Below are 15,187 nucleotides of genomic sequence, written 5' to 3'. Positions count from 1 at the left end.
GCTGAAACGGGTAGAAATCCCCTTTTGACACATAACTCCGCACCCAATGCCGCCGTGCAGCCGGTTCTGGCATCGGGGAAGGCTGTTGCTGCGCAGCACTCTGCTGGGGCTCCGCCCTCCCCTGAAGCACCCATTACGGGCGGGGATACTGCGGCTATTGTTCTGACCGCCCAGCGTGCGCAGTATGATCTGGCATTATCGGAATCGTCCGGGGGCAATACGCTTTCTGCCAGCGGCAGCATGACCTACACAGTGCATGATGCCTGCACCGCATGGTCAACCCAGCAACATCTGGATATTCAAAGCGCAACCCGCAGTGGCGGGGCTGTTACCATGGTATCCGATTACACCACTCTTGAAAGTAAAGACGGACGCCATCTGGTTTTTCGCACTGTGCAGAAATCAAACAACACAGTTCTGCAAACCATCAGTGGTGAAGCATCGCTTGAGCCCAAACAGGGTGGCGGCGTGGTACATTATGAAAAACCCATTCGCAAAACGGTTAAACTGCCACCGGGCACCATGTTCCCCATGGCGCATACTGCCGCCATTATAGCCGCAGCAAAACAGAAGACGGGCAGTATCTCCCCACTTCTATTTGACGGCACGGGCGATGACGGTGCCCAATATACTTACATCACGGCGTTTAAGTGGGGCGCACCTGAAACAGCACCACCCTTTCCGGCGTTGAAAAACATGCTGGCAGCCCGCGTGCACGTTGCGTTTTTCGGCCGTGCGCAGGAAACGATTTTGCCAGATTACGAAATTGGCATGCGTTACTTTGCCAATGGCGTTTCAGACATGCTTGATATGGATTTTGGAGATTTCAGGATGGCCGGCACACTCCGCAGCCTGACCATCCCATCAGCACCCAAACAATGCTGAGTGCTGACCAGAAAGATTACTTTTAAACCGTTTCTTTTACTTTGGTGCCTGTTCAGCACGCAGAACAGTAATCAGCGCCTGCAAATCTTCCGGGTGGGCTTTCAGAAGGGCTACATTTGCGGCTTCAGGAGTTGGCACCTGACTGTTGGCCTGCCCCGGCTGCACATTCATCAGGCTGCCGGTCAGCCCAACGCAGGTTAGGCTCATGACAAAATCATGCGGTGTAAACCCGTTCGCTTTCAAAATAGGGGGCAGACCCGGTACTTTTTCAACCATGCTCACCTGTTCATCCAAAGACATACCCAGCCGGCCGGGGGGCTGGATATTAGCCGCATGGATTGCTTTCAGGGTTGACGTCAGACGGGGCAGAACATCGGGGGCCAGCTTGTAATGCAGGGCGGTGTCCATGTCATGCCGCATGGTTGCCATCTGCTCGCCCGTCAGGGCCGGACGCTGTTGGCCTGACTGTGCTTGGCCCTGAGGCTGCGCTGTCTGCGCCAAAGCCGGATTAACCAGCGCGATCGTTCCACCGACCACAACAGCCGTTGCCGCCAGAGCCATCATCTTACCAGACACCAGAAGAGTGCGTGCTTTATTCATCATGTTTTTCAAATCCATTTCAGGCAGAAATAACCCATTCACCCTTACGCATAAGGGGCACACGGCCACCCTGTGCATCAAGCCCATCGACATCAATTTCACCGGAGCCGATCATCCAGTCGATATGAATCATGCTGCTATTGGCCCCACGGGCAGCCAATGCGGCTTCATCCTGACCTTCGGTGTCAATCATGCATTTGGTGTAGGCCTGCCCCAGCGCTATGTGGCTGGCGGCATTTTCATCAAACAACGTGTTCTGGAACAGAATTCCACTTTTTGAGATAGGGGAGGAATGCGGCACCAGTGCCACCTCACCCAGACGGCGGGACCCTTCATCCGTGTCCAGCACGCGGGCCAAGACATCCTCGCCTTTGGCTGCCTGCATTTCCACAATCTTACCGCCTTCAAACCGAACGCGGATGCCGTCAATCAATGATCCCTGGTGCGAAAGCGGCTTGGTGCTGACCACATACCCATCAACCTTCAGGCGGTGCGGTGTGGTAAACACTTCTTCGGTCGGGATGTTGGGGTTGCAGATAATCCCATTACCGGCTTTTTCAGACCCGCCTGCCCATTCATGCCCATCTGCCAGCCCGACAGTCAGGTCGGTTCCCGGTCCGGTAAAATGCAGCGCGTCATAACGGGCATTATTCAGAAACGCCGCACGCCGGTGCAGTGTGGCATTGTGCTCGGCCCAGTCAGCCACAGGGTCTGCGCCAGTCAGACGGGACGATTCAAAGATGGCTTGCCACAACCGTGCGACGGCCTGATCTTCCGGCAGATCAGGGAACACCAGCTTGGCCCATGCGGGTGTGGCTGTGGCCACGATATTCCAGTTCACATCGAAATTGGTGATAATTTCCATCGCGGGTTTGTTAGCGCGAGACGCCGCGCGGCTGGCGCGGGAGATACGCTCCGGGTCCTGCCCGGCCAGCAAGGCTGGGTCGGACCCCGTAATCGCCATGCGTGCCGCACCGGCCCGAAAGCCCTCCGTCATGCCTTTGGCCATCCAGTCGGCCGCCGTATCGAACGTGTCATCCTGTGCGTAGCGGTAACGCGCCAGTGTGGTTTCAGCATCCGAATAGAATGTCGTGACCAAGGACGCGCCAGCCTTATAAGCATGCTCTGTCACCCGGCGCACCAATGGCACAGCATCAAGTGGTGCCGTAATGATAACCTGCTGCCCCGGTGCCACATTCAGACCCGTACGAACAGCAACCTCGCCCAGACGGTCAAGCATGCTTTCAAACTGCGCGCTACCGGGGGCAAAGGCCACCGCGATTTCGGATTTCTGCCCCTGTGCAGAGTCTGTCATGCTGATCCTTCCTGCTGCGGGAGGACACAATGCCCCCCGTCCTTCTGAACATCATTCCACCATACCAGATGCCGGTACAGTTTTGCGGGGATGATCGGATACTGAAGCAGAGCATCCGTCAACCGTTGGATGTGAGACGTCAGGTGTCAGGCAGCAACACGGGCTTGAGTGCGGCTGGCAGATAAAGCGGATGGCAAGGGCGGCCATTCACCCCAACCCGCATGGCATACACCGGAATACCGTGCTGCTGCAGCATACGCACAACCGCCGGCCCACGTGCCAATAGAGGTTTCAACTGTGGCGAGCCATAAGCCGCAATGACCCTATCGGCTTGCTGCGCCATAGCCAGTAGGGCCGCGTCATTGCCCGGCCCAACGGGGTCTGGTGTTTCAAGCAGGCGTTTCTGATCCGTGCACCGATAGGCAAAGGTATTGCCCACCAGAATGCTGCCATATCCCCAGGCGCGCGCGTATCGCTGACATTTGGCGACTGTCCGGTCATCCCCATATTCCGTCGCGACGGAGGGGTTCATCATCAGCCACATGACAGATGGTAAGGCCGCGTTCCATACGCGTTTTAACTGATAACGGTAACAGCGGTCCGGCCCGTCATACGTGGCGGTGCTGACAACGTCGTCAGACAGGCTAAGGGGGCGGGATTCCCCAACATGATGGGCATCAAACAGATCTGGCATGGTTCTTCCGGGTCGTCTTACTCATGTGCTTTGGCACAGTGGTCTGTTTTAACCGGAATACGGACTGAAAAAACCCGCATGCCCCCATGTTTAAGACAATTCAGGCACAAAAAAACCGCCCACAGGCGGTCTATCCTGCCCCGGACTGACGTCATTCTCACAGGAATGACTTGTCCGGGCACCCCCAGCATTGCCGCATGGCAAGCCAGGATGGTGCATCACGCCAAACGGACGAAACGCTTAGGCGATGCGGTCAGAAACAGCCGTTGCAATCATCAGCGTGGCAACAACTGGCAGAAACGCAAGCATAGGAGCGATGGTGGCGAAGTTCACAACTTCATTCAGAATTTGCATAGACATTATTTGTATTTCCTAAGAGTTATTCGGTGCAGGGCTACAACCACAGTTTCGCACCACCCGGCAACAGACCGAGAGAAGCTGCCTGCTATCGAGAAAATGCATAATGAATACTTTTATTTTTTCGCTGATTTCCAAGTAATCAAATGGCATTTATTTTGTATTAAATCTGTATTTCCATAAAAAGGCGTGGTATAAAAAAGAAGCAGATTTACCCAGAAATCTGGTAAGCCTTGCCGAATCTGCCACTTTAATAAGCAGATGCCACAAAACGAACCATCAACGGTTTGTGATAAAAAATCGCTGTTTTCTGCCGTTTTTTATTTATTTCTCCGCTTTTTCGCCTCCACAAACAGGAGGAGTTAAGCCGAAGCGCAGCGTCACTACAGGATTCCCGGCTTGCACCCGACCCGATTTCAGCCCACCTACAGGACATTCTTTGCCTCAACCCCTGCGTGATGATGGACCAGCGATACCGCATTCCCCCTCTGGCAGCCCTGAACGCCTTTGCCGCCTTTGCACGGACAGGCGGCATCCGACGCGCTGCAACGGAATTACGGGTAGATCATGCTGCTGTCAGCCGGCACTTACGCGATCTGGAACAGATCGTCGGCACCACGCTAAGAGACCGCACATCCGGTACACTCACCCAGGCGGGGCAAACCTATTACAGCCAGATTGCCCCTTTACTGGAAGGGCTGGCACGCGCCACGGCGGATATCCGCCAGCAGACGCCGCATCTGACCGTAACCTGCGCGCACGGGTTTGCTTATCACTGGTTGCTGCCTCGCCTTTCGCTCTTCAGGCGTACCTATCCACACATTGATCTCTTATTGCGCCCGGTTGATGCAAACACCGCATTCCATGCCAACGGCATAGAGACCGATACGCACGCCGATATTTTCTACGCACGGGATGATGCAATGCCACCGTCCCTACGCACAGTTCGCAGCGTGGCCATTGCTCGCCCTCCTGTTTTCCCTGTGGCCTCCAGCGGCTGCATTACCGCAATGGGCGGCCAGCCACACTTCCTTGCCGATCTGCTGAAAGCCCCCCTGTTGCAGGAGGAAAATGAAGCTGAATGGCGGTGCTGGTTTAACGCGCACCATGTTCCCGCAGCGCGCATTCCTTGTGCAGGCCGTCTCTGGCAGGCGCATATCACACTGGCCGCAGCACGAGCCGGAGAAGGCGTTGCTCTTGGAAACGCCTTCCTGCTGGGGGATGATCTGGAAAATGGGCGGCTTGTCAGGGTTATCCCTACACAAGAACCGATGGAGGAGACCCCTTTAGGGTCTTATATCTTACGGGCATCAGATCGTGCCTGGGAAAATCACTCCCTGTCCATTTTCCGAACATGGCTGCTGGAACAGGTTGCTATACAAACGGTAACGCTTTCACCGTAACGCATAAAGCAAACCTCAAGCCCAACAATCTGTCTGCACAGTCAGAGCAAGGGCCGAATAAAGCAGAATACCTTCACGCATGAACCGAGCAGCCTCCAAAAAATTACCCGCCACCAGCGATCGGCTAACAGAACACACCTGAAGGCTCCCGTTCCATAAGTTATAGCATGCGGTGACTTTTTATCACCACGCAGACACTAAAAAATCGCCTCCCCTGAAGGCACGGAATCACTTACGACACAGGAACGATCCGATCGGACACATTCCGATCTCTGCCGCATTCTTTCTTCAGGAGCCTTCCGGGCATGAGCACCACCAATCAGGATCTTCTTACCCGCCGCGCCAATGCTGTTCCGCGCGGTGTTGCCACAGCCACACCCGTTTTTGCTGACCGGGCAGAAAACGCCGAGTTGTGGGATGTAGAAGGCCGCCGGTATGTTGATTTTGCAGGCGGGATTGCTGTGCTGAACGTAGGCCACCGGCACCCAAAAGTCATGGCGACAGTCAAAGCACAACTTGAACGCTTCACACACACCGCGTTTCAGGTGTCAGCCTATGAATCCTACATTGAACTGGCAGAAAAACTGAATGCGCTGGCCCCGTTTTCTGGCCCGGCCAAAACAATTTTCTTCTCCACTGGGGGAGAAGCCACTGAAAACGCCGTCAAAATTGCTCGCGCGGCCACTGGCCGCAACGGCGTAATTGCCTTTTGTGGTGGGTTTCACGGCCGCACCCTTCTGGCTTCTGCCATGACGGGCAAGGTGCTGCCTTACAAAGCGCCCTTCGGCACACTCCCCGGTCAGGTGTACCATCTGCCCTTCCCAGATGCCGACGTAACAGTTGAAGACAGCCTGAAAATGCTGAACTTCCTGTTTGCATCGGACATCGGGCCGGAACAGGTTGCTGCTATCATTATTGAACCCGTGCAGGGTGAAGGCGGCTTCCGCACGGCCCCGACCGAACTGCTGAAGCAGTTGCGCGCCATTTGTGACCAGCACGGCATCAAGCTGATTGCTGACGAAGTGCAGACTGGTTTTGCGCGCACAGGAAAGATGTTCGGCATCGAACATTCAGGCGTTGAACCTGATCTGGTCTCTGTTGCCAAATCTCTGGGGGGCGGCATGCCGCTGTCTGGGGTTATTGGCCGTGCAGACCTGATGGATTCCGTGCCGCCGGGTGGTTTGGGTGGTACCTATGCGGGCGCACCGCTGGCCTGTGCGGCTGCACTCGCTGTTCTGGACGTCATTGAAGAAGAAAAACTGATAGACCGCGCCAACAGCATGGGAGAACGACTCAAGGCACGCATCAGCACATGGCAGAACCGTAAGGATCTACTGCCCATCAGTGCGCCGCGTGGGCTGGGTGCCATGATTGCGTTTGATATTCTTGACGGGCATGGCAGCACGGAACAGCGTGCCGGTTTTGCCTCAGCCGTCTGCGCCAAAGCCTGCGAAAAAGGCCTTATACTGCTGTCCTGTGGTGTGAAAGGAGCAACTATCCGTATCCTCACCCCCCTGACGGCGTCTGATGCAATTGTGGATGAAGGGCTCGATATTATCGAACAGGTTCTGGCTGAACTGGCCTGAACCGAATTATCCATTGATGGTTTAAAAAAGGGGGGCTCTGTAACAAGAGCCCCCTTTTGCATGGTCGTAACCTTTTGCTGATACGCCCCGCCCTAGCGCGCAACCCGACCAGAGAAAAGGCGGAACATAGGGCCAGTCAGAGACGTAGAAATAACGGCCAGAACCATGAGGGACGCAAAAGCAAATTCGGAAATCATGCCTTGCCCATGCAGAATGGTGGCAGCCACAATTTCCATCAGACCCTTGCACTGCAACAGCGCGCCAACACTCAATTTCTGGCGCTGGGTCAGCCCAGATGCGGGTGGAAAGACATAAACTGCCCCCATTTTGGTCACGATGGAAATGCCCACCAATGCCAGAGACGCCACAACAGATGGCCATGTCAGGGCATCACCATCAATTTTCAGGCCACTATGCCCAAAGAACATCGGTGCCAGCCAGATGAGCGAGAACGTACCGACTTTTTCTACAGGCAGACGGCGCACCCAGCTGGGCGGCATAATAGCACCCGCAAAGTAGGCCCCAATCAGTTCATGCAGCCCAAGCTGCATACTGGCCCACGACCCGGCGGCCAGATAAACCGGCACAGCCAGCCAGATGACAAAAAGCGACGGATGCTTGTAATGACGGGACGCCCAGCCACCCGCGACCGCTAAGCCCACCAACAGCAGTACCGCCAGAAATTCCAGCCCCGTCCACCCATGAAGGGCCGCAGCACCACGGGCCGCAAACTGCAAGATGGCAAGGCCAATCCACAAGGCCGCATCATCTACTACAGCCAGTTTCAAAGCTAGTTGGCCAAGGGACCGATGCTGTGGTTCAAGTTCACGCACAACGCCAATCAAAACTGGCAGCGCACTGACAGCAATACATAGCCCCAGAGAAACAGCGGCTATTCCGGGTGATACTTGGGGAGCCTGCCACCCATGAAGCGGCAGAAAAAAGTAATAAACAATGACCGACCCGATAAGAAAGGGTCCGCCCAAAGCCACCGCTGCCCCACCCAGCAAACGCCCAAGCGTAGGGGTGGAGATAGCGTTTTTCCCATATTCCTCACCGGGGTGCTGCCACATCTCCAGCCCGGCGGTAAACGCCAGTACCAGCACGGCAACCCAACCGATATCGTTGCCGTAAACGGATGGGATGCCCCAGTGTTCAACCGGCACATGCCAGACCGCCAGAAGAATACCCAAAAGTATAGGCAGAACCGCTATTGGTAATATTTTGCGCGTTACATGCCAAACAGCCCAAGGAAAAAGAACAAAAACACCAAAATCCGCAAAAAGAGATATTATTTTTTCCATTATCACTCCTCATTCCGGATTAATAAAAATATATTATCAGTCTTTTACCATACATTATAGAAAATTACAAGAAATACTAAATTTATATAATTTTATACCATTTTATTCGTGAAATTATGGTGATTTCAGCCTCTCTTGATGCCAAAATTCATTCAGAAACCGTTGAAATGTTTCCGTTTCATGCTTGACCAAGCTTTGGTGCCACTCCAGCCCAATGCCACCACAGAGACAACACCCTCTCCACCTGAAAGCAGCACCCCACGTTCAGGCTCACAGAAGCACGCTCGCAGAGAATGCTTGGGGCACATCCTTTACCCACGAATGGTAAAGGCGGCCTCCTTTGCAAGGAGCAGAGTAAAGCGCAGGTAGTCGATTAGTCTTACCCCTGCTCTTTTTTAACCTGCTTCCAGATGTCATCCAGCTTCTCTACTGGCTGGTCCTGCATGGATAGGCCTTCTGACGCCAAGTGAGCTTCAACCGCTTCAAAGCGCCGGGTAAATTTATCGCAAGCCTGACGAAGACAGGCTTCTGGGTCCAACTTTAAGCGACGCGCAAGGCTGGCGAGCGAGAACAGGACATCGCCCAGTTCATCCTGCATCCGGGCCTTATCCCCTGTGGCCATTTCCACAGCAAATTCGTTCATTTCTTCATGAACCTTGGCCACGACGCCTTCAACATCTGGCCAGTCAAACCCTACACGGGCAGCACGTCCTGCAATTTTGGATGCTCGAAGAAGAGCGGGTAATTGCGGAGGCACCCCCGCAAGAGCCCCAGCCCGTTTCCCTGCACCAAGAGCATTTTGGCGCTCTTTCTCTTTCAGTTTTTCCCACTGTCCCAGCACCGTAGTGGCTGAAACGCCAAGAGCATCGGCGGTGTTATCTGCCGTCTCACCCACAATATCCGGCCCGAAGGTTACATGCGGGTGACGGCGAATCATTTTCTCTGTCACCATTCTGGCGACGGTTGCCAGATCAAACTGTCCGGCTTCCTGTGCCAGTTGGGCCTGATACACCACCTGCAACAGCAAATCGCCCAGTTCGTCCGGGAAAGCCTGCCAGTCTTTACGGGTAATGGCATCCAGAACCTCGTAGGCTTCCTCAATGGCGTAGGGGGCGATGGTTTCGTTGGTCTGCTCAAGATCCCACGGGCATCCTCCGTTCGGGTCGCGCAAGCGGGCCATCAGGGCAGCCAGTCGGGTCACTTCATACGCCGCATCTGTTTTTGCCGTGGCGTCTGCCTGCGGCTGTACCGGCGATGCATCCTTGTCATGCAGAGACGTCTTTTGCTGTGCGTCCATCTGTGTGCCCTTCTGCTGTTTGCCCATAAACTGCCCCTTCTAACCTTTCGACACCCGAAGCCCTACCGACATCCGTTTCATCATCACGCCCCATATAGCGTGTGACAAGCCAGACCTATAGGGATCAGGTTTTTGAAAACGCCCCCTTTCATGGGTAGGCCATTCCCCCCTATATGCGGTAAAACATGGACGAACACTCGCCCCCAAGAAGCCCGTAGCCAGCAGAGGCCGCCCCTGCCGCAGGAGAGTAAGGTATGACACAGCACCCCGTTATTTTTATCGATGGTGAAGCTGGCACCACCGGCCTGGGCATTCGTGACCGTCTGTCTGCATTGCCGGTTACACTGCACTCCATTGATCCTGCCTACCGTAAAGATCCTGCCGCCCGTAAAGACGCCATGGCAGTCGCTGACCTGGTGGTGCTTTGCCTGCCTGATGCGGCCTCGCGTGACGCTGTGGAAATGGCCGATACGCTGGGGGCAAAGGCTCCGCGTATTCTTGACGCCAGCACCGCGTTCCGCACAGCCCCAGGCTGGGTGTATGGCTTTCCTGAACTATCAGCGGCCCAGACAGCAGCCATTGCGGGTGCGCCCCGTGTTTCAAACCCCGGTTGCTACCCTACCGGTGCTATTGCGCTGCTACGCCCGTTGATTGAAGCCGGGATTATGGATGCCCGCTATCCTGTCTGCATCAACGCTGTCAGCGGTTATAGCGGTGGTGGCCGCACCATGATTGAAGCGCATGAGCGTGATGGTGGCCCGGCATTTGAACTTTATGGATTAGGGCTGGAACACAAACATGTTCCGGAAATCCATCTCCACGCAGGGTTGGACCGCAGGCCGGTTTTCGTCCCGTCCGTTGGGCATTTTGCACAGGGCATGATTGTCTCCATCCCCCTTCATCTGGATGATCTTAACGGAGGCGTGACGGGGGGAGACCTGCACACAGCGCTGACAACACGCTATGCGGGGCAGGCTAATGTGCATGTGCTACCCCACGACGCCACCCTTTCAGCCGAAGCTCTGGCCGGAAGTGATAAAATGGAATTGCGGGTTCATGCTTCCCCCCACAACAGGCAGGCAGTACTAACGGCCCGGCTGGATAATCTGGGGAAAGGGGCATCAGGCGCAGCGCTACAGAACATTGCTCTGATGCTGGGACTTTAAAACGCTAAAACGACTGTAACGTATTTTAGGAGACTGACATGACAAACCCAGTTGCCATAGTAACCGGCGGAAGCCGTGGTATTGGCGCAGCTATTGTAGAACAGCTTGCAAAAGATGGTTTTGATATTGTGCTGTCTTACGCACGCAATGCCCAGGCAGCAGAAGAAACAGCTGACAAAGTGCGTGCACTTGGCCGCAAAGCCCTGACTGTAAAAGCCGACGGGGCCTCTGTTGAGGGCAACAAGGCCGTCATTGCAGAAACCGTAAAGGAATTCGGACGGCTGGATACCTTGGTCTGTAATGCCGGTATCTATCCCTATGGTCCCATCGATCAGATGAGCGTGGAGCAGATTGAACAGGTTCTGAACCTGAACGTCCGCGCCGTAATGGTGGAAACATCTGAAGCCGTAAAGCACATGAAAACAGGTGGCCGCCTGATTTTCATCGGCTCGGCTTTTGGCGCGCGCGCGCCCTTCCCCGGCATTTCACTTTATGCCGCGACCAAAGCGGCCCTGCGTGGCTTTGCCCAAGGTGTCGCACGGGATCTAGGCCCGAAAGGCATTACCGTAAACGTGGTTGAACCCGGCCCGATTGATACAGACCTGAACCCCGCCACCGGCGAAGGCGCAAAGCTGATCAGCAGCTTCGTGGCAACAGGGGCTTACGGGACGGTGCAGGATATCGCCAGCATGGTGTCATTCCTGGCCAGCCCGAAAGCGGGCTACATCACGGGTGCGGCTCTGCCGGTTGATGGTGGCCTGGAAGCCTAATTCAGCCTCTCAGGGGGACGACCCTTTAAGTTTCCCTGCTCAGCGCCATCCATCCCATAAGGGGGGGATGGCGTTTTCCGTTAGCCAGAGACTTTTACAACAACCCGGCCACGGACTTTGCCAGCCAAAAGATCTTCTGCCGCCTGAATGACATTGCCGAAAGCAATTTCAGACGTCACGTCTTCCAGTTGTTTCTGGTCTATCAGTTCCGCAAGTTGCTGCCACGCAGAAAGACGCTCGGCCTTTGGGCAATTGACACTCTCAATGCCAACCAATGTCACACCGCGTAAAATAAATGGGGCAACAGTTGCCGGGAAATCCATACCCGCAGCAAGACCGCACGCTGTCACAACGCCATAAGGCAGCATGGACGCACACACCGAAGCCAGCATTTTGCCACCAGCAACATCTACCGCCCCAGCCCAGCGTGCTTTTTCAAGCGGACGTGTCAGGCTATCAAAAAACTGACGCGGCATAACCTCTTTAGCGCCAAGGCTTTCCAGATAGGGTTTTTCTTCCATGCGGCCCGTCACCGCCGTCACGGCATAACCCAGTTTGGACAGCAGCATGACAGCTACACTGCCCACCCCGCCCGATGCACCTGTGACCAGCACTTCTCCGCTTTTGGGTGTTACACCCTGCTTCTGTAATGCCTGCACACATAGCATGGCGGTATACCCAGCCGTGCCGAGTGCCATAGCCTGACGCGCTGTAAATGCTGAGGGCAAAGGAACCAGCCAGTCGCCTGAAACACGGGCGCGCCCTGCCAGACCGCCCCAGTGCTTTTCTCCTACTCCATACCCATTGAGAACAACCTTTTCCCCTACCTTGATATCGGGGTGAGAAGACGCCTCAACTGTTCCCGCAAAATCGATACCGGGCACCATTGGATAAGAGCGGACAATGGGCCCCTTCCCTGTAATCGCCAGCGCATCTTTATAGTTCAGGGTGGACCACTCAACCCGGACCGTCACATCACCCGCAGGCAGGTCTTTCTCTTCCAGTTGGCACTGCCGGACAGACTGGCTCCCGCCGTCATTTTTCTCGATCAGGTAGGCATCGAACATGCTTTTTCTTTCTTATATTCTGATGGCTGGAGATTTGGGAAAGCATCAGAAACAATCCCCCCATCAAATGCAAAACACGTAATGGTGACGCGTTTTCACCATTGCGCCCCAACACCCTGATCGCCCCACGCTCCCGATTACCGACCGTAGAAGGACGTAAGAATTAGCCTCTTAAATAAGACCGGGCCGATTTTTCCAACCGACGAACAAAATCTGGCAATTCGTCATGGTGAAGTAGAAAAACCTTGTTCGTACGGGCCAGTTGTTGGGCCGGAATGGTGTAGGGCGCATTTGAGACAACCGCCGCCAAACGAGCCGAATAATGATGCCGCGCTGCCGCCACCTGTTGTACAGCATCATTTCCTACCGCTTTTGAATAAAGCTTACACTGCAAGACAACACGCAGGCCATTTTTGCTGGCAATAACATCGGCCCCTTGGTCCCCACATTCGGACGTGACCAATGCTTCCCACCCCTCTTTACGCAACAGTTTGGCGCAATAACGTTCGTAATCGAACGGGTCCATGCCCGGTGCATAGTGATCTGGCGAACTGATTTTTTCAGGCAGTTTGCGTGGTTCCTGAAAAGCAATCAAATCCAGATAGGTCAAAATTTCTGGAGATGCCTGTTCAAAATAATGCTCACATCGGTGCTCGACCAGGTGAGAATACATTTCCCGCTGCATGAACTCAGATTTTTCACGGTTCCATTTGTCATAAATGGTCGTGCCATAAGCATTTTGATAAACAAGCTGCTTCCGCCTGATCTGAAGACGGTCCGCCAGTTTATCGATCAGTTTTTTACCTAACTGCACTGTGCGCCTAAAGGCGCGCCTGCGCCGATAAGCAGTCACAAGTTTCAACAACAGACCCAGCCCTAAAAGCCAGCCGAGTAACTTTATAATTCCTGTATTTTCCAAAATATGGGAAAGTTTATGGAAAAACGAAACCACATCTGCGTTGAGCGTGTTTTCAATATTTTTAGCGAAATGCGCCATATCAACAGGCTTGACCTGATCAGCAACCTGATTTTTTTGCCGCACGTCCGCCAACACCAAATTGCGGCTGGCAGTCATAGTTTTATGTTCTGCTTCAGTTTCCTCAGTTCCGGCCTGTTTGTCGGTAGAAGGAACAGACGCATTTTCATCAGTTGCCACCACACTATTTTTCGGAAAATAGAGTGGTGGCAAGCCTGGTGTCGGGGGTGTTTTCCGCAGCAGCAGGGTATCATCACCTTCAGCAATAACAGTCCATTTTCCTACGGTATCGACTGTGCGGCAATCAAATGTGTTTTGCAGGTCCGGCCTCTGCTGCCCATGACGGAAAGCGTTGTTCGCCGCTATAGATGCACCCGGCGTTGTACACCCCACACCGTGTGCCGGTATCCGATAAACTGTTTCTGCTTGCACTGGCATCGTCAAGATTGCAAACATAATGACGATGTATCGGACCTTCACGTAAAAACTTTCCTTTTTTCCTGCCCTCGCTCCGCGCCCTGTTCATACACAAAAATGTGTGTGAACAGGTAGGGAACAGAATCGGGTAAATGCTCTATCATTTTGCTGCATATGCCAGAAAAATCAAATCAGAAAATAGTCTAACCCTTTGTAAAATAGAATTTTCTTACCATTTCCCTCTTTAACCCTCTCGATACTTTGTCTTTTGCGAGTGTCAGTTTGCCCATTTTGCACGTCACACCAAAACCGCTCATAATGGAAACAGCACTCTATATTCGTTTCTTTTTAAAATAGAATATTTGAAAAATCGTTTCCCTACGTAGCCTTATTCACATTAGGATGGGTAACCGTTTCCGCTCTCATTCAGTGTTCTTGTTACAGGCAGATATCATGACCGATTTCCACACCTACAGCCCCGGTGACCCTAACGGTCTTCTGCATGATCCATTCAACGCAATCATTGGCCCGCGTCCCATAGGATGGATTTCAAGCATCAGTTCCAGCGGTTCAGTCAATCTGGCACCATACAGCTTTTTCAATGCCTTCAATTATAAGCCGCCAATTATCGGTTTTGCTTCCATTGGGTGGAAAGATACCGTGCGTAACATTCAGGAAACAGGCGAATTTGTCTGGAACCTCGTAACGCGCGAACTTGTGGAAGCCATGAATATTTCATGCGCACCCTTTCCCTCCGAGATCAATGAATTCGATGCTGCAAACCTACAAACCCTGCCTTCCGAAACTGTTAGACCCCCACGGGTGGCCGACAGCCCGGTACAGTTTGAATGCCGATTGACGCAATGTATCCAATTACAAAATCACCACGGTGATCAGATCTCCACATGGCTTGTTTTAGGAGAGGTTGTGCGAGTGCATATTCACAGGAAAATGGTACAGGCGAGTATCTATCAACCGCTTGCCGCCCGAACAGTTCTACGAGCAGGCGGCCCTGGAGATTATGTCGAAATACAACCCGATGCCGTTTTTACCCTCCTGCGCCCAAGCTCCTTAGAAGGCATTCTGCCCTCATCTGACTAATCCTCAAGCGAAGAAAAAACTCTTTACTTTAAAAACCACCTCCTTAACCTCCTCCTATAAAACCAGTCACAAAGACAGCCTTAGGCTTGAACCATATAATTTGCTTAATTGCGTTGATTGGCACGATGTTCCTTTTATGTTCTTATACCTTTTTTAGTGCATATTCAAGGGAACAAATGTGGGATTTAAGCTCGGAAAAGATAGAAAGTGGCTGATATTATACTTTTAAGTCTATGATTTCTCTGATTC

The 15,187-nt window shown here is 53.5% G+C and carries 13 protein-coding genes; 6 read left to right on the top strand and 7 right to left on the bottom strand.

Annotated elements, in window-relative coordinates; all coding sequences use genetic code 11:
- Positions 1-24: 24 nt before the first annotated feature.
- Complete coding sequence (locus Abin_RS12135; protein ID WP_258027426.1) at positions 25-885, top strand: cell envelope integrity EipB family protein; 861 nt, start codon at positions 25-27, stop codon at positions 883-885.
- Between the two features lie 36 nt (positions 886-921).
- Here Abin_RS12135 and Abin_RS12130 read toward each other — a convergent pair whose 3' ends face one another.
- From Abin_RS12130 to Abin_RS12120, 3 genes are all read right to left on the bottom strand, one after another.
- Positions 922-1,488, bottom strand: coding sequence for a hypothetical protein (locus tag Abin_RS12130; RefSeq protein WP_255319327.1), 567 nt, complete (start codon positions 1,486-1,488; stop codon positions 922-924).
- 16 nt (positions 1,489-1,504) lie between these two features.
- Complete coding sequence (locus Abin_RS12125) at positions 1,505-2,800, bottom strand: aminopeptidase (RefSeq protein WP_048847259.1); 1,296 nt, start codon at positions 2,798-2,800, stop codon at positions 1,505-1,507.
- Between the two features lie 139 nt (positions 2,801-2,939).
- On the bottom strand, positions 2,940-3,494 hold the full coding sequence (locus Abin_RS12120) for a DUF1643 domain-containing protein (RefSeq protein ID WP_048847258.1): 555 nt from the start codon (positions 3,492-3,494) through the stop codon (positions 2,940-2,942).
- 818 nt (positions 3,495-4,312) lie between these two features.
- On the opposite strand from Abin_RS12120, the gene Abin_RS12115 reads away from it, so the two are divergent.
- Positions 4,313-5,254, top strand: coding sequence for a LysR substrate-binding domain-containing protein (locus tag Abin_RS12115; RefSeq protein WP_048847353.1), 942 nt, complete (start codon positions 4,313-4,315; stop codon positions 5,252-5,254).
- 305 nt (positions 5,255-5,559) lie between these two features.
- Entirely contained in the window at positions 5,560-6,840 is a 1,281-nt protein-coding gene (gene gabT, locus Abin_RS12110; protein WP_048847256.1) for a 4-aminobutyrate--2-oxoglutarate transaminase, read from the top strand.
- Between the two features lie 92 nt (positions 6,841-6,932).
- On the opposite strand, the gene Abin_RS12105 is transcribed toward gabT, so the two are convergent.
- A complete protein-coding gene (locus Abin_RS12105) occupies positions 6,933-8,144 on the bottom strand; it encodes a cation:proton antiporter (protein WP_048847255.1) in 1,212 nt (403 codons plus the stop codon).
- 379 nt (positions 8,145-8,523) lie between these two features.
- Complete coding sequence (gene mazG, locus Abin_RS12100) at positions 8,524-9,441, bottom strand: nucleoside triphosphate pyrophosphohydrolase (protein ID WP_371862215.1); 918 nt, start codon at positions 9,439-9,441, stop codon at positions 8,524-8,526.
- Between the two features lie 254 nt (positions 9,442-9,695).
- Between mazG and argC the strand changes: the two genes are divergently transcribed.
- Both argC and Abin_RS12090 read left to right on the top strand, forming a co-directional pair.
- Positions 9,696-10,607 (top strand): N-acetyl-gamma-glutamyl-phosphate reductase, encoded by a 912-nt coding sequence (gene argC, locus Abin_RS12095; protein ID WP_048847253.1) that lies wholly within the window; start codon positions 9,696-9,698, stop codon positions 10,605-10,607.
- Positions 10,608-10,645: 38 nt separating this feature from the next.
- A complete protein-coding gene (locus Abin_RS12090; RefSeq protein WP_048847250.1) occupies positions 10,646-11,377 on the top strand; it encodes an SDR family NAD(P)-dependent oxidoreductase in 732 nt (243 codons plus the stop codon).
- A gap of 80 nt (positions 11,378-11,457) precedes the next feature.
- Here Abin_RS12090 and acuI read toward each other — a convergent pair whose 3' ends face one another.
- Positions 11,458-12,444 (bottom strand): acrylyl-CoA reductase (NADPH), encoded by a 987-nt coding sequence (gene acuI, locus Abin_RS12085; RefSeq protein WP_048847248.1) that lies wholly within the window; start codon positions 12,442-12,444, stop codon positions 11,458-11,460.
- Between the two features lie 163 nt (positions 12,445-12,607).
- On the bottom strand, positions 12,608-13,900 hold the full coding sequence (locus Abin_RS12080) for a restriction endonuclease (protein ID WP_143217186.1): 1,293 nt from the start codon (positions 13,898-13,900) through the stop codon (positions 12,608-12,610).
- 390 nt (positions 13,901-14,290) lie between these two features.
- Between Abin_RS12080 and Abin_RS12075 the strand changes: the two genes are divergently transcribed.
- Positions 14,291-14,938 carry a flavin reductase family protein gene (locus Abin_RS12075; protein WP_048847349.1) on the top strand — a complete coding sequence of 216 codons (648 nt, stop codon included), beginning with the start codon at positions 14,291-14,293 and terminating at the stop codon, positions 14,936-14,938.
- The last annotated feature ends 249 nt before the right edge of the window (positions 14,939-15,187 follow it).

Origin of the sequence: Acetobacter indonesiensis (assembly GCF_000963945.1) — a bacterium.
GTDB classification, from domain to species: Bacteria; Pseudomonadota; Alphaproteobacteria; order Acetobacterales; family Acetobacteraceae; genus Acetobacter; species Acetobacter indonesiensis.
The sequence above is the reverse complement of the archived record's forward strand: the minus strand, read 5'-3'. Positions and strand labels throughout refer to the sequence as shown.